The organism is Bacillus sp. FF-1 (assembly GCF_028548245.1).
Taxonomy (GTDB): domain Bacteria; phylum Bacillota; class Bacilli; order Bacillales; family Bacillaceae_G; genus Bacillus_A; species Bacillus_A paranthracis.
On record NZ_JAQQGG010000003.1, the window covers coordinates 229,656 to 250,477 of the forward strand.

A 20,822-nucleotide genomic window follows, 5' to 3' on the forward strand; every position below is an offset into this window, starting at 1 on the left:
CAAACAATCCAGTAGACCCAAATACAGCAGAAATAATAATTTCAAAATTAACATGAAAAGATATTTCTGTTGTCTCAGAATCTTTCTTGTAAAAGAACTTAAACATACACAGCACCGCCTATTCAGATAGTTTAATGGTTACCGAAACCAACTCCTGATAGTTGCTGATTGAATGAACTCCATTTGTAATTCCTGTTGTATACGTAATAAAACAAATTCTAAACGGCCTCATAATGACGCTATATTATTATCTCTCATTCCCTCAATACAAACAAGTGTTTCTATGTAAATTTTTACTATAATCCTAATTTTCATTTCATAATCTTCTTATCCAATCCTCCTTTTTCTTTTTCAATTCCTCTTTAGTAGCTGATTCATTACCATCAACATTTCCGATTGGATTATACAAATTAATAGCATATAGTTCATAAATTTTTCGGTCTTTCCTATCACAATAAAAAACATCAACGGAATGAAATACATGATAAAACCTCTTTGTAGTACTACTTTTACCAGCTATATGTTTAGCAAGCCTCTTCCTTAAATTCAAAGACTCTCCAATATAAACAATTTCCCCACTTGAATCTCTCATAAAATAAAATCCTGAATCCAAATTTACTTTATGAATTTCTGATACAGGGGTACTCAAAGAACGCTTAGGAATCTCAATCTTTATCAAATTTATTCCCCTCATTTTCAATCTAATTTTCTTTATAATTTAATCTTATGTTATGATAATAAATCAGGGAATCACTTCCCTTCCATGTACTTATTTTACTTATCTATTCATTTTGGCGTTTGGTCATTTGAGACTAGACGTCCTTTTTCTATTCTTCCAACATTGCCTTTTTAAACTTCTTTCCCACATAATTAAGATTTTCTTCACAGTCACACCCCATATCAACAGAATAAAAAGATATTTCGTGCTTTCCTTCCTCCACCGCTTTAAGAATCTTGTCACCTAAATCCCTATGTATCCAATTCTTTTTATAAATCATTACCGTTCCCCCTACGGCATTAAGTGTAAAAATGTTAATCTTACATGGTTCTTTTAACTGGTTAATAGCATGTGCAACCATACTCAACGTTGAACGATTCGGTGTTTGTTCACCAGTGTCTTTTATATACTCTTCTTTTGTTCGTCCTCCATATTCCCAAACAATGTAACCCTTACCGTTAACACGCCGGCCCTCTTCTTTTCCCCATAATTGACTTACTCTAAAATATAAGTTAACTTCTTTTAATTCTAATTCAACCTTTCTTTCTAATGCCTCCAACTTACGCATAACAGATGTTTTCTTTTTTTGCTGTTTTTTCTTTTGTTGCTTATTCTTATTTTGTATTGGTTGTTTCTTTTTCTTCTTTTGCTTACCGTTCCCTACTGTTTTCAATTCATTCTTACGTTCTTCCATTCTTTTTAATAACGCTTGTTTTTCATTCTCTTTCATTTCTTTATTCCCCTTATGTTTCTTCTCTATTTTTCATTTCTTCATTCCCCCTTATTATAATTCTTACTCTAGGTTTCGCATATGACTCTTTCTTCTCTATGCTTAGTTAGTGGCAGATGTCTATATTACCCTCTAGCCATCGTTAGTGGTAGTTACAAAAATCTTTTAAAAATCTCTTGATTTTTGGTTTTAAGGTTTTCATACTGGACATTTCTCCTGGACACGTGCAATGACGTTTGGACATAGTAACCCCTTTGAAAATTAACGAGGTTAAAACGTCCAAACAATACTGGCATATTTCCCATTGTAGCCAATTGAGATGGTTGCATCGACGACAAACGGTCATAGTTAATAAAACTACTATACCGCCCGTATATAGCTTATCGGCTTCATATTACGCCGTACGGTGCGTTTCTCACGCCCAACACCGTTCCCTTTCGGGTGATTCGCTACATAACCCGCATATCCTTGCGATAAAGCTTGTACAAGGATAGCCGTGAATCAGTGTCATGGTCGCCGCTTACGAGTAACTTAATTAACTCCAGTCGTACAACCATGTCTTATTTTGAACCCCCGACACCTTTTGCCGCTAACGCCTTATCTATCATCGTTATTAGGACATACGTCCCTTAGGCTTGTTTTATGTAAAGCTTGTGTCCCTTACTTCACTTACGTCAGACGGTTGAATGCAACGACAACCGTTATCCGAGGGTATTCTCTGCGTTGGCTACCCTGAACCCCGTTTATTGTAGGGGACACTTCACAGCGTTCCTTCATGGTCACGGTATCCATGTTCGGAATTACCGCACACCAACGCTTTTAATCACCTAAAAAAGACAATAGGAAACTAAACCCCTTGCTATCCATTTTTCAAAAATGGTATAATACAAGTGCTGAATGTACGGAATATCCGTTATTTAGTTTTGAATTTAAACTTAACTTTTGGCCTCCAGTTCCCGCTGGGGCCTTTTTTTCTTTTACTTAAAATTTCATACTTGCTAGCGGTGAATGACGTTGATATTTATTTTTAATCTCATCATCAGTAAAGTCTAGGTATGCCCTTTGCGTTACTTCTACCGATGAATGCCCTAGTACCCTAGACAAGCTAAACCAATCACCACCATTAAGAATGTAATACTTTGCAAAGTTATTTCTTAATTGGTGAGGTGTAAAATGTACACTTACCTTTTTACCAATACTTCTAATACTCGCCTCAAAATTATTGACGTTCAACATTGTCCCTCTTATCGTAGGAAACAAATACTCTGCATCACTAAATCTATCCCTATATTTCAACCAACGCTTTAAATCGTTAGCCATGATATTAGAAAAATACACATATCGTTGCTTCTTATTTTTGGGATTCGTAATTAGGATACTTTTATTTTTTATATCCAGGTCTTCAACTTGCATACTGCAACATTCTCCTGCACGTATACCTGTATCTAAAATCAGTTTAATCATGACGTAACTTCTAAACCCATGAAATGTACTTATATCAATCGAATACAACACTTTCTTTATGTCATCTACTGATAATAATATCTTTTGTTTCCGTTGCGGCTTAATTGATTCAATATTAGATATTGGATTCTTAGCAATATCATCTTCAGCTTCTAAAAAATTAAAAAACACTTTAATATTGCGAAGGTAATTAGCAATTGTTGTTTCACTTATGGTCTTTCCATAATCTGTTCTACGTGTTGGATAATTAATTTGTTCACTAGCTGTATTAGATGTAAATGTATATTTACCACGTTCCCTTAAATATTTAATATAAGTCCGAATATGAAGGGGTTTTACCTTATCAACATCTGTAATCTTTAATTCTCTTTCTAAATATGAAGCAAATAACTTCAACGTCTGGTCATATGACCGAATTGTTTTCCTACTTAGATGCTTTGAATCGCAATGAAGTAAAAAGTTCTCAACATTCATCTGAAAGTTATTCATACAACAAAAAAACCTCCTAACTATTGGAATCAAAATTTCAATCCAATAAATAGAAGGTTTTTAAATTAACCGCCAATTACCTATGTACTTTATTGCCTACATACGTAATTCGTTGGTTATTAAATTTTGTTATGAAATACGCTTAACACCTTGATACTACAACATTTACGAAGCCTTATGTTCAAGTCTAAGCTTATCCGCAACCAGTGCGATGAACTCAGAGTTCGTAGGTTTTGCTTTTGACATAGATACTGTATAACCGAATAAGGACGAAATAGAATCGATATTCCCACGACTCCATGCTACTTCAATTGCGTGACGGATTGCACGCTCGACACGGCTTGCTGTTGTATTATATTTCTTCGCGATATCTGGATACAATACTTTCGTAATAGATCCCAGTAATTCGATGTCATTGTACACCATAGAAATTGCTTCCCTTAAGTACATGTACCCTTTAATATGAGCAGGCACACCAATTTCATGAATGATACTCGTAATGCTTGCATCTAAGTTTTTCGGTTTTCCATCTACTGTTGTTGCTGATCGGAAAGATGGCAGTGGACGTTTAATAGTAGCGTTCGCTTTACCGCTCACTTGACGAATATGACTCGTTAAATTCTCCATATCAAATGGTTTTAATATGAAATATGACGCACCTAAGTCAACTGCTTTTTTCGTCACATCTTCTTGTCCAAACGCTGTCAACATAATTACGCTAGGCTGTCTTAACCTTTCAATATGGCGCATTTTCTCTAGTACAGCTAACCCATCTAAATGTGGCATAATAATATCTAATACAAGTACATCCGGCTGCTTATCTTTTAATAAATTTAAACACTCTTGACCATTATAAGCAGTACCAATTACTTCCATATCCTCTTGAGCAGCTACATAACTCTCTAGCATTGATACTAATTCTTTATTATCATCCACAAGACATACTTTAATTTTCTCCACAGCTTTTCCTCCCTTACCGAATCGATTCTCCGACATGTGTATCCTTCTAGGCTACATGAATTGTTCGACAATTGTGTGAAAATTCCCTTTTAAAGTTTGTTACTTTCCGATAAAATCACAAAAAAATATGTTTATCGTTTAATTATTCCTTTTCGCAACACATTCCATCATAGAAAAACAACGAAACGTTCAACCCTTTCCTTTTATTTTACAACAAAAAACACCTCTTGCGGAGCTTTTACAAAATTTCAACGAATTTTTCAATAGAAAAACGAGCTAATTATTAATTAGCTCGCTTTTCTTTCTTGATCATAAATGTTAATTCCAGCCTCATGTAACATCCATTCAATATGAACACCATACCCTGATGTTGGATCATTTACAAATACATGTGTAACAGCGCCAATTACCTTTCCATTTTGTACAATTGGACTTCCGCTCATCCCCTGTACGATACCACCTGTTTTCGCTAATAAACGTTTATCTGTTACTTTTATTACCATGCCTTTTGTTGCCGGAAACTTTTGCGGTACTGTACTCACAACTTCAATATCAAACGCTTCCACTTTATCTTGATCAATAACCGTTAATATTTTTGCTGGTCCTTCTTTTACTTGATGAGATAGTGCAATAGGCATTGCTTTATCCATTACGCCATTTGTCATATTTGTATTCAATTTGCCAAAAATACCAAATGGACTATTTATTGTAATATTGCCAATCACTTCACGATCAGGTGAGAACCTCGCTAATTTCTCCCCTGGATTCCCATGACTACCTCTTTCAATTGATGTAACTGTCGAACGCATAATTTGTCCATCTTCGACTTGAATCGGCTTTTTCGTATCATTATCAGAAATAACATGACCAAGTGCCCCATATTTCATAGAATCAGGATGAACAAATGTCATTGTTCCGATTCCAGCTGCCGAATCACGAATATATAAACCAATGCGATAAGACGATTCTCCACTGTCTTTTTGTGGTGTTAGTTTAGTGCGGATATGCTTTCCATCCCTTAGCAAAACGAGATTAAGCGGTTCGCCTGTTTCCCCACTATTATGAATAAATGGTGCTACATCACTCATTCTTTCAATTGTTTTACCATTAATTTCAGTAATCATATCTCCAATTTGCACACCAGCTGTTTCACCAGGAGATACTTTCCCTTTTTCAGTTTGAATTAAATGATGGCCTACAACAAGTACCCCTTTTGTGTTTAACTTTACACCAATTGATTGTCCACCTGGAATAACTTTGAAATCTTTTAATACTCTCACATTTACTTTTTTCACTGGAAAACCAGCAAGCTGAAACACCATATCTGCTTCACCATTTTGATGAGAATTTACCATAAGTCCTTGTTTTTGTTCATTTGAACTTACTGTAAACACATGACGATCTGTAGATGAAGCTTTAAATACTGGTAATGAAGCTATTTCTGATTGTTGTCCTTCAAAAACAACAAGTTGCTTCGGAGATGAAATAAACGTCCGAAGCGGTTTAAAACACCCAATAAAAACTAAAGAAACAAGGAGAAAAATACCTATTATTTTGCGAAATCTTTCTAATTTCAATTTGTTCACTCTCCTCGCTCCTACCCCACATTCAGCCTTTTGGCTTCACTTTTTAATCTCTCCTTGCAATGCTTTATTTATAACCGGAAGAATTAAGAAATCATCATTTGAGAAAAAAAGCTATCCATTACTGGATAGCCTCTGCTGTCTGTTTAAAATGATGCGCTTGCGTAAGTAATTCTTTCGCATGTTCTGTCGTTAAATCTGTAATTTCCACACCAGAAATCATTCGAGCTATTTCTGTTACTTTATCCTCCATAGTTAAAACGGTAACTGATGTAATTGTTCGATCATTTGCTACTTGTTTTCGAATAAATAAATGCGAATCCGCCATTGAAGCTACTTGAGGTAAGTGCGTAATACAAAGTACTTGTGAGTTTACTGATACTCGATAAATCTTTTCCGCAATAGCCTGTGCGACCCGGCCACTTACACCAGTATCCACTTCATCAAAAATAACAGATGCAACACCTTGATGCTTAGAAAAAATGCTTTTTAAAGCTAAAATAATACGGGATAACTCTCCACCAGAAGCAACCTTTGAAAGTGGTTTTAGCGGCTCACCCGGATTTGTTGAAATATAAAATTCCACATGATCGTAACCATCCGCTGTAAGTCTTACCGGTGCTCCCTCCACGAGAGGCTCTTCTGCATTTCCTTCTCGCTTCATAATTCTCACTTCAAATTTTGTTTTTTCCATATATAATTCTTTTAATTCCTGATGAATGGCATTTGTAAGATGCTCTGCAAGTTCATGACGCATATTACTTAACAACGTTGCTTCTTTCAGAATAACACTTTCTAATTCCTTCAACTGTTTCTTCGTCGTTTCAATATGAACGTCTTTATTTTCAATCGTAAAAATTTCTTGTTCAATTTTATCAGCATACGCTAAAATCTCTTCTACAGTATTTCCATATTTTCTCTTTAGCATACGAATTTCATTTAAACGCGTTTCAATTTCATCTAAGCGATTCGGATCATATTCCATCATATCGAGCTTTTCTCTTAGTTGATAGGCAACTTCTTCTAATAAATAATAACTATTGGCAATGGAATCATGATTTTCTTGATACACTTCATCTAAATGTGTAATACTCTCCATTTGTCCCATTGCGCTTCGTACATTATCTAACCCTTGTCCGTCAGCACTTAACGAGCGATACGCATCCCCTAATGCTTTGTAAATTTTTTCGAAATTAGAAATTTGCAATCGTTCTTCAGTTAAGTCATTTTCTTCATCTATCTTTAAATCCGCTTTACGGATTTCTTCATGCTGAAATTGAATTAAATCTAAACGATGTGCCATTTGTTGTTCATTTTCACTTAACGATTTCAACTGTTTTTTTAATTTCTCATAGTCAGCATATACGTTTTGGTATATATCTAATTGTTTAACGATACGCTCTCCATCAAAATGATCGAGCATAAATAGATGACGTTCTTCATTCATTAAGTCTTGCGTTTCGTGTTGTCCATGAATATCAACAAGTGTTTTTCCAATTTCTTTTAATACACTAAGGGTAACTAGTTTTCCATTTACACGACATACACTTTTTCCGTTTGCAGCGATATCACGCTTCAAAATAATCATGCCGTCTTCTATTTCTATATCCAACTCTTCTGCTTTTTCAATACATGGATGCTTATCATCTTCCACATAAAATAGCCCCTCTATCTCAGCTTTTTCTGTTCCGTATCGAACAAATTCTGCTGAACCACGGCCACCTACAAGTAAACTAATCGCATCAATAATAATCGATTTTCCGGCCCCTGTTTCACCACTTAAAACCGTTAATCCTTTTTGAAAAGAAATATTTAATGCCTCAATAATAGCAAAGTTTCTAATCGATAATTCCGATAACAATGCCCCATTCACCTCGTTATAAACTAATCCCCTATGAAGGGCTTTTCTCAGTTCTTTATTCAAATAGTCATACTATATGTTTGTATGTATAAATTACTTTTCTAACCGCTCCATTGTACCAAACATTTGTTTTACGGGTCAATCCACCTATTTCCTAATTTTATTCAAAGAAAATATTATATTACAATTAAGAATTCACGTTTTTAACCAATAAAAATATCCTGTTCGCTTTCCACTTTACAGAGGAAAGCAAACAAGATTTTTTGTTACAGCATATTTAAGAAACGATCAGAGACAACACCTGTATCTTCAGGTGTACGGCAAATAATTAAGCAAGTATCATCACCACAAATGGTTCCGATAATCTCATCCCACTCTAAATGATCAATAAGTGCCCCAAGTGAATGAGCGTTACCAGGCAATGTTTTTAGCACAAGCATATGTCCTGCCGTGTCTAATTTTACAAATGAATCCACTAGATTGCGTTTTAATTTTTGTAACGGGTTAAATCGTTGATCTGCTGGCAAGCTATATTTATAGCGACCATCATGTAATGGCACTTTCACTAAGTGCAATTCTTTAATATCGCGCGATACTGTCGCTTGCGTTACATTAAATCCCTCATTACGTAGAATATCAACTAATTCATCTTGTGTTTCAATTTCTTTGTTCGCAATAATTTCCCTGATTTTAATATGGCGCTGACCTTTATTCATACATTTGCACCTCACACTATCTCTTACCATAGTTTAAACATTGGTATACTTCACTTATTTATGTTAACTTATAATTCGTTACTTGTACACAATTGTTTTTACAATCATTATACAATTACAACAAAAAGAGGAACAACATATGTTATTCCCCTTTCCCTTTTTGTTTTAGGACATCATGTGCCTCTGTAACTACTTGCTCAACAGAAACTGGAGAATGATTTTCGCCATTCTCACGTTCACCATGCCATTTCAGATGAATTAAAAATTCAATATTACCATCCCCGCCCGTAATTGGTGAGAATGTTAAGCCTTCTACGTCGTATCCTTCTTTTATAGCAAAGTCGACAATCATTTCTACGACAGCCTCATGTACTTTTCGATCGCGAACGATACCCTTTTTACCAACTTGCTCTCTTCCAGCTTCAAACTGCGGTTTAATTAACGCTGCTACATCCCCATTCGGCATAAGCATTGTTTTTAAAACTGGCAATATAAGTTTTAATGATATAAACGAAACATCGATACTAGCAAATTGCGGTAAACCACGTTCTAAGTCTGCTGGTGTTACGTAACGGAAGTTCGTTCGTTCCATTACGACAACACGCTCATCTTGACGCAATTTCCAAGCAAGTTGATTGTACCCTACATCTAATGCATAAGATAATTTCGCTCCATTTTGAAGCGCGCAATCGGTAAAGCCACCAGTTGATGAACCAATATCTATCATAACTTTATCTTGTAAATCAAGATGAAATGTCTCTAATGCCTTTTCAAGTTTATAACCACCACGGCTTACATACGGCATAACTTGCCCCTTCACCGTAATCTCTGTATCTTGTGGGATTTTCTCCCCTGGCTTATCCAATCTCATCTCATTCGCATATACAAGGCCGGCCATAATGGCGCGTTTTGCTTTCTCACGTGTTTCTATAAGCCCTCGCTCTACTAATAGTACATCTACTCTTTCTTTTTTCGCACTCATTTGTTACGCCCTTTTTTGTTTTGATGGAATCATTGTATGAATACGGTCTACAACAGCATCTGTCGTTAAACCGATTTCTTCTAATAATTTTGTTACACTACCGTGTTCTATGAAACGATCTGGAATACCCATTCGTTCAACTAACGCACTATGGTACCCGTTCTCAGACGCAAATTCAACTACTCCTGTTCCAAAACCACCAATTAAGCAAGCTTCTTCAATCGTTAAAATTGGTATATTTTTTCCTAAGAGATCATGTAAATATGCTTCATCCATTGGTTTAATGAAGCGAGCGTTCACTACTTTCACTGAAATACCAGCCTTTTCAAGACGCTCAGCCGCTTCCATTGCCATTGGTATTGTCGTACCAAATGTTAAAATAGCTGCTTGTGTACCTTCTTTTAACGTTTCCCATGAACCGATTGGAATCGCCTTTAATTCTTCATCCATATGAACGCCAAGTCCATTACCTCGCGCATAACGTAATGCGATTGGTCCATCTTCATATTGCATCGCCGTGTATACTAAATGTTGCCCTTCATTTTCATCTTTTGGCATCATAAGTACCATATTCGGCAAGTGGCGTAAGAATGAGATATCAAATACACCTTGATGCGTTTCACCATCTGCTCCTACTAAACCAGAGCGATCAATTCCGATGAAAACATTTAAATTTTGGCGGCATATATCATGAACAACTTGGTCATAAGCTCTTTGTAAAAATGTTGAATAAATCGCTAAGAATGGTTTCATACCTTGCGTTGCCATACCCGCTGCCATTGTTGTAGCATGCTGTTCTGCAATACCTACATCAATCATACGATCTGGGAATTCTTTTTGGAATTTCTCAAGTTTCGATCCAACAGGCATTGCAGGTGTAATTGCAACGATACGCTCATCCGTTCTTGCTAACTTAAGTACTGTTTCACTAACAACAGCACTCCATGCTGGTGCAACTTCTTTCGGTTTAACGAAGTCACCTGATTCAATTTTATAAGGTCCTGTTCCATGCCAAGTGCCAATAACATCACTCTCAGCTGGTTTGTAACCTTTTCCTTTTTTCGTAATAACATGAACAAGCACTGGGCCTTTTGTTTTCTTTGCATATTGCAACGTTTCGAATAACTTTTCATAATCATGTCCATCGACTGGACCTAAATATGTAAAGCCTAACTCTTCGAAAAAGACACCAGATACTAGTAAATATTTAAGACTATCTTTTATTTTCTCTGCTGTCGCAGCAACTTTCCCACCGACAGCTGGGATTTTCTTCAAAATATACTCTAGCTCATCTTTTACCCAATGGTATTTTCCTGCGGTACGTAGACGTCCAAGCACATTATGAAGCGCACCAACGTTTGGCGCAATTGACATTTCATTATCATTCAAAATAACAATCATGTCTGTTTTTTCATGTCCAATATGGTTCAATGCCTCTAAAGCCATTCCGCCCGTTAAAGCGCCATCACCAATGATTGGTATAACATATTCTTTCGTTTTCTTTAAATCACGTGCTAGAGCCATTCCCATTGCAGCAGATAATGATGTCGAGCTATGGCCAGTTTCCCATACATCGTGCTCACTCTCACAACGTTTTGGGAAACCACATAGACCTTGATATTGCCTTAATGTGCCGAATTCTTTTGCACGTCCAGTTAAAATTTTATGTACATAGGATTGATGTCCTACATCCCATAAAAATTTATCTTTCGGACTATCAAATAATTTATGCAGAGCAATTGTGAGTTCTACTACACCTAAATTAGGCGCAATATGTCCACCTGTTTGAGAGAGCTCTTCAATTAAAAACTTACGAATATCCTCACTCAATCCCTCTAGTTCACTGATAGACATCTCTTTCAAAAAACTAGGGTTTTGAATTTGCGTTAGATCCACATGGATCACTCACTTTCATTTCATAATCTGTCAACATGTCAAATATTATAAAAAACATTTACACAAAACAAGAAATTCTCTTTTTTTATTTTTCACCTTGTCCTGCTATTAACCAGTCTATTGCGCCCTAATCTTATTATAAACCATATTTCTTTAGGCGATGAAAAAAATAGCCGCTAACACGAAGTGATAACGGCAATGTAATCTACATATATTTTTGCCAATAACAAGAAAAGAAAAACCTTTTCCTACATTTATATCATAAAATGATGAATGACTCAACAAATGAAAACGCTGTTATATTAGTTATTACGTTTTGCAATCAAATCGCAAATAGATAGTAAATATTCATCTTGTAATTGCAAGGAACTAATAGCATCTTTTGCTTTTGCAATCGTTTCTTCTAAAATATCCTTTGCTCTATCTACAGTAAATAACGTCGTATATGTGCTCTTTTCGTTAGAAACATCACTACCAATCGGTTTTCCAATCTCTTCTTCGGTTCCTTCCACATCTAAAATATCATCTCGGATTTGGAAAGCTAGGCCGATATATTTCGCAAACTCAAGTAATTTTTCTTCCTGTTCTTCTGTCGCATCAGACAGTATCGACCCTGCAAGTACAGCGAATTCAAGTAGTTTTCCAGTCTTATGCTTATGAATATACTCTAGCTCATCGATCGTAAGCTGTTTCCCTTCCGCTTCCATATCTGCTACTTGTCCGCCAACCATTCCTTCTGGCCCTGCCGCTTTTGCAAGCTCAAGTACAAGTCTTACTTTTTTCTCAGCAGAGATTTCCTTTTGTTCATATGCCATAATAACTTGAAAAGCATATGTCAACAAACCATCTCCTGCTAAAACTGCCATCGCTTCACCAAATACTTTATGATTTGTGGGCTTCCCTCTTCTTAAATCATCATCATCCATACAAGGTAAATCATCATGAACTAACGAGTATGTATGTATCATTTCAAGAGCACAAGCTGCACCTACACCAAGATTTTTTTCTTTACCAAACGCTTGTAATGTTGCAAATAAAAGTAACGGGCGGAGACGCTTTCCACCCGCTTCCAAAGAATATGCCATCGCTTCACGAAGTACATTTGGACATTGTAATTCATTTGCATAGCTTACAAGCTTCTCTTCTACGAAAGTTTTACTTTCTTTCAAAAAAGTATCAAAAGCAATTGTCACTATGCTTCATCTCCTAAAGCAGTAAACGGTTCAAGCTCTCCATCTTCCCCAAGAATAACTGCCATTTGTTCTTGTACGTTCTTCAACTTCTCATCACAAAGCTTAGATAATTCCATACCCTCTTTAAAATAAGAAATTGCTTCTTCTAAAGGTACGTCACCTTGCTCTAATTTAGAAACGAGGTGCTCAAGTTGCGAAATTGCCTCTTCAAAGCTTAATTTATTTTCCATTATTCAATTCACGCTCCTCTATTCCTGATACGCTACAATCTAATATTCCATCTTGTAATTGAACTGAAACAGCATCTCCAAGGCTAACATCTTTCACACTTTTTAACACTTGCTTCTCTTCATCATATACAAGCCCGTACCCTCTCATCATTACTTTAAGCGGACTTAGCGCTTCAAGTTTTTGAGCAGCTCTTACAAAGGCAAATTCTTTCGTTTGGAGTAACGTTTGCATTTCACGTTGCAATTGCTTTTGCAATGTTTCAACTGCTACCTTTGTTTGCATAATTTTTTGAGATGGGTGGTGCTTCTCTAAATAAAATGAAAGCTGTTTTAACTGATTTACCTTTTTATCAATATAGCGCTCTTTCGCTAACACAAGCTGTTCTAACGCTCTATCCAATTGCTCTTCTTTTTGCTCATATACTTGTCTTGGATAACGGAACGCATAAGATTTTTGCAATACTTGTAGTTTTTCTTCTTTTTTATGTACTAACTCTCTCATTGCTCTTTGCAACCTTAGAGTTCTTTGTAATACCTTTTCTTGTAACTCGATAATATTAGGCGCTGCCAGCTCAGCCGCTGCAGTTGGTGTTGGTGCTCTTAAATCGGCAACAAAATCCGCAATTGTAAAGTCTGTTTCATGGCCTACTGCTGAAATAATAGGAATCTCACTCTTGAAAATAGCTCTTGCAACCATTTCTTCGTTAAACGCCCACAATTCCTCAATAGAACCTCCACCGCGCCCAACGATTAGGACATCTATCCCTTCCATTTCATTCGCTGTACGGATCGCTTGTACAATTGAGGGAGCTGCTGACTCCCCCTGTACAAGTACTGGAAACACAATAACATTTCCAATTGGATAACGACGTTTAATCGTTGTTATAATATCACGAATCGCTGCTCCTGTTGGTGACGTAATCACACCTATTGTTTTCGCATAAGGAGGGATTGTTTTTTTATAAACTTGAGAAAACAATCCTTCTTCCTCTAAACGAACCTTTAATTGTTCGTAAGCTAAATGCAGGTTTCCGACTCCGTCAGGCTGCATGTCTTGAATATAAATTTGATAAGAACCACTCGCCTCGTAAACAGAGATTTTCCCTTTCACGAGTACCTTCATCCCATTTTCAGGTCTGAATTTAATATTACGATTATGACCCGCAAACATAACCGCTGCGATTCTTGCATTTTCATCTTTCAATGTAAAATACATGTGGCCACGGCTATGATTTTTAAAGTTGGAAATTTCACCTTTTAACCAAACAGACTGTAAATGCGGATCATATTCTATTTTTGTTTTTATATAGCGTGTTAACGCTGTAACGGTTAAATATTGTTTCTCCATTTCTCTCTCCTCATAGCCGACTCAAATTATTTACAAACGACACCTGCACGCTTAGCCGATTCAACAGTATTATGAAGAAGCATTGTGATCGTCATTGGACCAACACCCTTTGGCACAGGTGTAATGTAACCTGCAACATCTAGCACGTTGTCAAAGTCAACATCACCACAAAGTTTCCCTGTTTCTAAACGGTTTACACCAACGTCGATTACAACTGCTCCTTCTTTTATATAATCAGCTGTTACCATTTTAGGTCGTCCTACTGCTACGATTAAAATATCAGCTAATTTCGTTAACTCTTTCATATTTTGCGTCTTAGAATGACAGTATGTGACAGTTGCATTTTCATTTAAGAACAATTGTCCCACTGGCTTGCCGACAATATTACTTCTTCCAATTACTACAACATGTTTTCCTGAGATATCAAGATTTGTTTCTTTTACTAACTCTACAATACCATGCGGTGTACATGGAAGGAATGTATCTTGTCCCGTCATCATACGTCCTACGCTGATTGGGTGAAATCCATCTACATCTTTTTCTGGTGAAATTCTTTCAATGATAGCTTTTTCTTCAATATGTTTTGGTAAAGGTAATTGCACTAATATGCCATTAATGCGGTCATCGCCATTTAAGCGATCGATTTCAGCAAGCAAACGCTCCTCCGTAATTGTTTCAGGAAATTCAATTAGCTCTGAATAAATTCCTACTTGTTCACAGCCCTTTTCTTTTCCTTTTACATAAGAACGAGATGCTGGATCTTCTCCAACTAAAATAACTGCTAATCCTGGTACAATCCCTTGCTCTTTCAACTTCACAACTTCTTCTGTTAATTGTGCTCGTTTTTTCTCCGCAACTTCATTTCCTTTGATGATTACTGCTACCATTTTAAGATTCCCCCTTAAAGAAATTACAGTGTATCTTTTATATTAGATAAAACGCCGTTAATAAAACGACGAGATTCCTCATCCCCAAATGTTTTAGCAATTTCAATTGCCTCGTTAATTGTTACGTTGTGTGGAATTTCTTCCATGTATTTCATTTCATACACAGCTACACGTAAAATACTGCGATCAACAATACTAATACGCTCAAGCTTCCACTTTTTTAAATTTTGACGAATCGCTTCATCAATTACTTCTTTATTTTCTACAAAACCTACAACAAGTGATTCTAGAAACTCATTTGTTTCTTCACCTTCATCTAGCGTGTTTTCCACTGCTACTTTCGGTTCTAATTCACCTGTAATATCCATTTGATATAATGCTTGCATAGCTCTTTCTCTAGCCGTCCTACGTTTCATTGTAACTCTCCTTTATGCTTCAAGTCTTTCCTTATGCTTTGTTATATTATTATAATTTATAAGCCGTCAATTCACTTACTCTTACAGTTTTCATTGATTTTCCAACCTTATAATACAATGATAATAACACAATTTATCGTTTCACACACGGGTTACAAGGCTGAAAAATAATAAAAAGATTAACTTCAAGTTCCATATCTTATCACAATGTACGTTTTTTGGTAAAACGAAACATTTTCTTTTTTATTTCTCATTTTTTGAAATAGTATAATAATTAGAGGGTTGTAATTTGTGAAGAAATGAAACGATAAAAAAGATGCCTATGTTACTAGGCACCTTTTTCATTCTTACACTGGTTCGATTTCTGTTTTTTGTGTTTCGAATGTTACGCCAACGATGTGAACATTCACTTCTTTTGGCTCAAGCCCTGTCATTGTAAAGAGTGCTTGGCGAATGTTGTCTTGAATCTTTTGTGCAACAACTGGAATTGCTACGCCAAAATACATTACAACATAAAGGTCAACGATAATATCTTCGTTTGCTAATTCAACCTTTACACCTTTACCATGATTTTTCTTACCTAACTTCTCAACAACATCTGTAGCAAAATTACCACGCATTGCCGCTACGCCTTCTACCTCAGCAGCTGCAATACCTGCTATTACTTCAATTACTTCTGGTGCAATTTCTACTTTACCAAGAGTTGTATCTTGACCCATATCTAACATATGTTCAGCCATGAAAAAAACCTCCTTTAATGTATCACTGCGTCACAAGTTCATGCTCTTCCAAAAATTTCGTATTAAACTCACCTTTTACAAAATCAGGATGATCTAACAATTGCAAATGGAACGGGATTGTTGTATGTACGCCTTCAACGACAAACTCACTGAGTGCACGCTTCATTTTTGCAATTGCCTCTTCACGTGTTTTTCCGTGAACAATTAATTTAGCAACCATCGAATCATAGAAAGGTGGGATTGAATATCCCGGATATACAGCTGAATCGACGCGAATACCAAATCCGCCTGGTGGCAAGTACATTTCTACTTTACCTGGAGATGGCATAAATTTTTTGGCAGGGTTTTCCGCATTAATTCGGCATTCAATTGCCCAACCATTAAATTGTACTTCTTCTTGCTGTAACGATAACTTTTCTCCAGAAGCAACAAGAATTTGTTCTTTAATTAAGTCTACCCCTGTTACCATTTCAGTAACTGGATGCTCAACTTGGATTCTCGTATTCATCTCCATGAAATAAAAGCTTTTCGTTTTATATTCATAAATAAACTCAACCGTACCAGCACCTGTATAATCAACCGCTACCGCCGCTTTAACTGCCGCCTCACCCATCTGCTTACGCACATTTTCATCAAGTGCTGGTGATGGACTTTCTTCTAGTAGTTTTTGCAAGCGGCGCTGAATCGTACAATCACGCTCTCCTAAATGAATGGCATTTCCGTGTGTATCTGCCATTATTTGAATCTCAACATGGCGGAAATCTTCAACGTACTTTTCTAAGTATACACCAGGGTTCCCAAAAGCGGTACTAGCTTCTTGCTGTGTAATTTGAATTCCTTTTACAAGCTCCTCTTCATGACGCGCAACACGAATACCTTTTCCGCCGCCACCTGCAGTCGCTTTAATAATAACAGGATATCCAATTTGATTCGCAAGTTCGATCGCTTCTTCGGTATTTTTAATAATTCCTTGTGAACCTGGTACAATCGGAACCCCTGCTTCTTTCATTGTATCACGAGCAACGTCTTTTGTGCCCATCTTTGAAATAGCTTCTGGACTTGGACCGATAAAAATTAAGTTACACTCACGGCATAACTCTGCAAAATCTGCATTCTCTGCTAAAAATCCGTATCCCGGATGAATTGCATCGCAGCCTGTTAACTTCGCAACACTAATAATGTTCGTCAAATTTAAATAGCTTTCTTTCGAAATCGTTGGTCCTACACAATACGCCTCATCAGCAATTTGTACGTGAAGTGACTCTTTATCTGCTTCTGAATAAATTGCGACTGTTTCAATATCCATTTCTTTACAAGCACGAATAATTCGTACAGCAATTTCCCCACGATTGGCTATTAATACTTTTTTTATCATCACAAAGACTCCCTTATTACGCTTTTACAAGAAATAGCGGTTGTCCATACTCAACAAGCTGTCCGTTATTAACAAGAATCTCAACAATTTCTCCATCTACATCTGCATCGATTTCGTTAAATAACTTCATAGCCTCGACAATACATACGATAGAATCTTTCGATACTCTATCTCCTACACTTACATATGGAGGCGTATCAGGAGAAGAAGAAGAATAGAATGTACCTACCATTGGTGATGTAATTTTATGTAGGTTTTCATTCTGAACAGCTTTTTTCTCTTCTTGTTTTGGCACTTCCACTTGTGCTGCCGCTACTGTTGTTTCAACTTCAACAGGTGCTACTGGTTGCACGGCTTGTTTTGCTACAGGTGCTTGCACCGCAACAACTTCATTACCACGCTTTTTCATTTTGATTGTCGTACCATCTTTTTTGTATTCAAATTCATCAATATTAGAGCTATCAATTAATTTAATTAATTCACGAACTTCTTGAATTTTAAACATGTAAAATCCACTCCCATACTCTTGTTTGTCCCGTTTTTACAGATTTCTCTTCACTAAAACTAGATTGACTGTAAAAATACGATGTACTCTATTAGAAAATGTATTTCATTTACTAATAGAAATAGTTACTATTTCCATCTTACGATAAATTTTTTAAACATTCCAATTTATATTTCTTTATAATAAATCGAAACTCCTGTAAAAATATTATTCCAATAAAAATTTATTACCTAGTAATAATACCAAGTTTCACACAAAATTGGCAAGACCACTTCCGAAAAAACATTCCTTACTTTTCAAAATACTATAAAGTAAACCTACCATTACCGCTTTACTCGTCACCTCATCTATAGTCAATAACGTATTTTTACCAAATATTATTTTTTTGTTTACACGTCGTTCATCATTCCTTCATATAAGAATAGTATGTTCAAAGTGTAGAAAATATATCGTATCGAGGTGTGGACATATGATATGGCTCATTCTCTTCTTACCTGCCGTAATGGTCTGGGCATTCGTTCTCTTCATCCACGTCAAATCCGGAAAAAGTAATCATCACTACCATGAACCGCTAATCTTTTACTCACAACGTATTTCTCCGTTCCGAGTTGAACATAGTAAAAACAAAGACGAAATAGAAAAAAGCTATCGAAAATGATAGCTTTTTTCTATTATTATTTTTATCTAACTATTTTCAAACAATCCGATTACTAAAAACGAATAATCCGCGGAGGAATTCCCCGCGGATTATTCGTTTTATTTTGTTGGTGGATCAAATTTTACACCTACATCTTTTGATCCGCCTTCACTTCTTACAAGTTGTATAATTTTATTCGCTTCTTTTTGTGAATGTTTTGCTGCTTTTACAGTTACTTTAATGTCAGTTCCATCGGCTCTTACAAGGGCATCTTTATATCCACCTTGAGATTTAATTACTGTCTCAAGTAATTCTTGCTTCGTTTCCATTGTAGTGATTGCATCAAAATTTTCTTTCGCTTTATTCTTTTCTGTTGCTGAAGCTTTTGTTGAACTCATCACTTCTTGTAATTTTGCTTTTTGTTCACTTCGCTGATCTTCCATTTGCATACGTAATGCTGTGAAATTTTCATCACTTGATTGAACTGTTACGTTAGCTTCTTTTTTGCTTGTTTCTTTTGTAGCACTCTCTTTTTTATCTGTTTCTTTGTTTGTTTCTTTATTTGATGTTTCTTTATTTGATGTTTCCTTGTTTGTATTTTCTTTTTTAGGCGTTTCTTTAGGTGCTTCGTTTGTTACTGCTTTATCAGTACCTTGTTTTTCTTGTCCAATCTTTTCACCTGTTGCCGGCGATGCTGTATTCATTTTGTCTGGAGTTGTTACGTAATACACAGATAGTACAACAACTAAACTTAACATCGTTAATAGCCAAACCGTTTGTTTTTTTAACACTTTATTTCCTCCCTATCAATTTTTCGGTGAAACTGAAACGCGATGGGCTGGTACATCTAGTAGCCGTATGACAGCTTCTTTTACCATCGCTTTAACTTGTATATTATCCACTCCCTTTGCTACGACAAGAACACCTCGCACTTTCGGTTTCTCTGTTCGTAAAACAACGGGAGTTTCTTTATCCCCTTCACGTATAATGACTGTCTTTTCATCAAGAGACTCATCTTCTACTTCCCTCTTGCCACCTGTTTTATCTGTTTCACCTGTTGTTTGTGAACGTTTCACTGTATTTTTTTCTAATATTTTTTCCTCTGATGAGTCTAAATTTACATTAATCGTTACATCTTTTACTCCTGCTATTTCTTCTAAGGCTGCTTTTAATTCTTGTTCATACGCTTTTTCATATTTTTCTACATTTGACATATTATCATTATTTTTTTGTCCAAAAGTTGGTACGTCTTTTTCTTGTTTTTGAGTTTTTTGTTCTTTAAATACAGGTACTTCTTCTTTTTTACTTGAAAAGAAACTACTAGAAAACATAAGCAACATTCCAAGTATGAGTAGGACAAGTAAGAACTTAGGTGTTACCTTTTTTCCCTTCTCATTACTTTCTTTTTCATCTCCATTCAATAAGTTTCGAAAAAATGAGAACTTCGAATTTTTATCTTTATTGTCCATTTACTCTACCTGTCCTCCCTTCCATTTGAACTTGGATTTGTTTATTCTCTAGTTGCCACCTGCTTGAAAAGAAGTCTTTCATTTCTCCATTCGTTTCCTCTACTTTTTTCGGTGGTTCTTTCGTATTAATTTCAACTGGTTTTACTGTTTCGATTGCATCATTTTTACTACGTTCTTTTTCTTTCAACGTCACAACAACAGATTGAATATCTTTCGCTGACTTTACTTCCGCTGTGCTTTCCGCTGCGACTATTTGTATTTCAGAGACTGACATACCATACTGTTTCTCAAACTCTTTTCCTACTTCTTTTTTCATTTTGGTAGCCATCTCTTCTAAACTATATGCACGTGTTAGAGCTTGTATTTCTTTTTTCTTCGAATCTATTGAATTTTTTACAGATCCTTCTGCTACGTACTTCTCTTCATTAAAATTTGCGATTACTTCATTTACATCTGTTTGCAATAGTTTAAATAGAGGCGTTAAAATTAAAACAACTAATAATAGACTTACAACGAATTTAACGTACTTTTGCAAATTGGAATTTGGAAGAATAAGATGAAGCATTGTCGCTAAGAGTAAAAAAACGATAATATTTCTAATCCACTCTGTAACAAATTGCATA

At 35.9% G+C, this 20,822-nt stretch carries 21 protein-coding genes; 1 reads left to right on the top strand and 20 read right to left on the bottom strand.

What is annotated here, in order from left to right; all coding sequences use genetic code 11:
* Window positions 1-316: 316 nt before the first annotated feature.
* The 17 genes from PQF83_RS11600 to accB form a co-directional block, all read right to left on the bottom strand.
* Entirely contained in the window at window positions 317-679 is a 363-nt protein-coding gene (locus tag PQF83_RS11600; RefSeq protein ID WP_061129451.1) for a GIY-YIG nuclease family protein, read from the bottom strand.
* Between the two features lie 148 nt (window positions 680-827).
* A complete protein-coding gene (locus PQF83_RS11605; RefSeq protein ID WP_272792299.1) occupies window positions 828-1,448 on the bottom strand; it encodes a hypothetical protein in 621 nt (206 codons plus the stop codon).
* A 981-nt stretch (window positions 1,449-2,429) separates the two neighbouring features.
* Window positions 2,430-3,401 (bottom strand): tyrosine-type recombinase/integrase, encoded by a 972-nt coding sequence (locus PQF83_RS11610; protein ID WP_061129449.1) that lies wholly within the window; start codon window positions 3,399-3,401, stop codon window positions 2,430-2,432.
* A gap of 165 nt (window positions 3,402-3,566) precedes the next feature.
* A complete protein-coding gene (spo0A, locus tag PQF83_RS11615; RefSeq protein WP_061129473.1) occupies window positions 3,567-4,361 on the bottom strand; it encodes a sporulation transcription factor Spo0A in 795 nt (264 codons plus the stop codon).
* Window positions 4,362-4,648: 287 nt separating this feature from the next.
* Entirely contained in the window at window positions 4,649-5,947 is a 1,299-nt protein-coding gene (spoIVB, locus tag PQF83_RS11620; protein ID WP_002028467.1) for a SpoIVB peptidase, read from the bottom strand.
* A gap of 118 nt (window positions 5,948-6,065) precedes the next feature.
* On the bottom strand, window positions 6,066-7,805 hold the full coding sequence (gene recN / locus PQF83_RS11625; protein ID WP_000947749.1) for a DNA repair protein RecN: 1,740 nt from the start codon (window positions 7,803-7,805) through the stop codon (window positions 6,066-6,068).
* 266 nt (window positions 7,806-8,071) lie between these two features.
* Window positions 8,072-8,521 (bottom strand): arginine repressor ArgR, encoded by a 450-nt coding sequence (gene argR, locus PQF83_RS11630; RefSeq protein ID WP_001032581.1) that lies wholly within the window; start codon window positions 8,519-8,521, stop codon window positions 8,072-8,074.
* 142 nt (window positions 8,522-8,663) lie between these two features.
* Window positions 8,664-9,503 carry a TlyA family rRNA (cytidine-2'-O)-methyltransferase gene (locus tag PQF83_RS11635; RefSeq protein ID WP_001274742.1) on the bottom strand — a complete coding sequence of 280 codons (840 nt, stop codon included), beginning with the start codon at window positions 9,501-9,503 and terminating at the stop codon, window positions 8,664-8,666.
* A 3-nt stretch (window positions 9,504-9,506) separates the two neighbouring features.
* Window positions 9,507-11,399: a 1-deoxy-D-xylulose-5-phosphate synthase gene (gene dxs / locus PQF83_RS11640; RefSeq protein WP_000366458.1), complete on the bottom strand. Its 1,893-nt coding sequence runs from the start codon at window positions 11,397-11,399 to the stop codon at window positions 9,507-9,509.
* Window positions 11,400-11,701: 302 nt separating this feature from the next.
* Entirely contained in the window at window positions 11,702-12,592 is an 891-nt protein-coding gene (gene ispA, locus PQF83_RS11645) for a (2E,6E)-farnesyl diphosphate synthase (protein ID WP_000150360.1), read from the bottom strand.
* Complete coding sequence (xseB, locus tag PQF83_RS11650; RefSeq protein ID WP_000428423.1) at window positions 12,592-12,822, bottom strand: exodeoxyribonuclease VII small subunit; 231 nt, start codon at window positions 12,820-12,822, stop codon at window positions 12,592-12,594. Before xseB ends, ispA begins: the two co-directional genes overlap by 1 nt.
* Entirely contained in the window at window positions 12,812-14,170 is a 1,359-nt protein-coding gene (gene xseA, locus PQF83_RS11655; protein WP_000415266.1) for an exodeoxyribonuclease VII large subunit, read from the bottom strand. Before xseA ends, xseB begins: the two co-directional genes overlap by 11 nt.
* Window positions 14,171-14,196: 26 nt before the next feature.
* Window positions 14,197-15,057: a bifunctional methylenetetrahydrofolate dehydrogenase/methenyltetrahydrofolate cyclohydrolase FolD gene (folD, locus tag PQF83_RS11660; protein WP_000226726.1), complete on the bottom strand. Its 861-nt coding sequence runs from the start codon at window positions 15,055-15,057 to the stop codon at window positions 14,197-14,199.
* A gap of 23 nt (window positions 15,058-15,080) precedes the next feature.
* Window positions 15,081-15,473 (bottom strand): N utilization substance protein NusB, encoded by a 393-nt coding sequence (gene nusB, locus PQF83_RS11665; protein ID WP_000830249.1) that lies wholly within the window; start codon window positions 15,471-15,473, stop codon window positions 15,081-15,083.
* Between the two features lie 347 nt (window positions 15,474-15,820).
* Window positions 15,821-16,213 carry an Asp23/Gls24 family envelope stress response protein gene (locus PQF83_RS11670; protein ID WP_000807630.1) on the bottom strand — a complete coding sequence of 131 codons (393 nt, stop codon included), beginning with the start codon at window positions 16,211-16,213 and terminating at the stop codon, window positions 15,821-15,823.
* Window positions 16,214-16,235: 22 nt separating this feature from the next.
* Window positions 16,236-17,588, bottom strand: a complete 1,353-nt coding sequence (accC, locus tag PQF83_RS11675) for an acetyl-CoA carboxylase biotin carboxylase subunit (protein ID WP_000592876.1) — start codon at window positions 17,586-17,588, stop codon at window positions 16,236-16,238.
* A gap of 16 nt (window positions 17,589-17,604) precedes the next feature.
* Entirely contained in the window at window positions 17,605-18,093 is a 489-nt protein-coding gene (accB, locus tag PQF83_RS11680; RefSeq protein WP_000472870.1) for an acetyl-CoA carboxylase biotin carboxyl carrier protein, read from the bottom strand.
* A gap of 469 nt (window positions 18,094-18,562) precedes the next feature.
* Here accB and PQF83_RS11685 point away from each other — a divergent pair, with 469 nt between their 5' ends.
* Window positions 18,563-18,751, top strand: coding sequence for a hypothetical protein (locus PQF83_RS11685; protein ID WP_033670699.1), 189 nt, complete (start codon window positions 18,563-18,565; stop codon window positions 18,749-18,751).
* 98 nt (window positions 18,752-18,849) lie between these two features.
* Here the strand turns inward: PQF83_RS11685 and PQF83_RS11690 are convergent, their stop codons facing one another.
* From PQF83_RS11690 to spoIIIAF, 3 genes are read right to left on the bottom strand one after another with little or no spacing between them, the layout of a single operon-like run.
* A complete protein-coding gene (locus PQF83_RS11690) occupies window positions 18,850-19,521 on the bottom strand; it encodes a SpoIIIAH-like family protein (RefSeq protein WP_000914703.1) in 672 nt (223 codons plus the stop codon).
* 15 nt (window positions 19,522-19,536) lie between these two features.
* A complete protein-coding gene (spoIIIAG, locus tag PQF83_RS11695) occupies window positions 19,537-20,199 on the bottom strand; it encodes a stage III sporulation protein AG (RefSeq protein WP_000368874.1) in 663 nt (220 codons plus the stop codon).
* The gene (gene spoIIIAF, locus PQF83_RS11700; protein WP_001161050.1) at window positions 20,189-20,821 is read right to left on the bottom strand and encodes a stage III sporulation protein AF; all 633 of its coding nucleotides are present in this window, start codon (window positions 20,819-20,821) and stop codon (window positions 20,189-20,191) included. Before spoIIIAF ends, spoIIIAG begins: the two co-directional genes overlap by 11 nt.
* Window position 20,822: the final 1 nt, after the last annotated feature.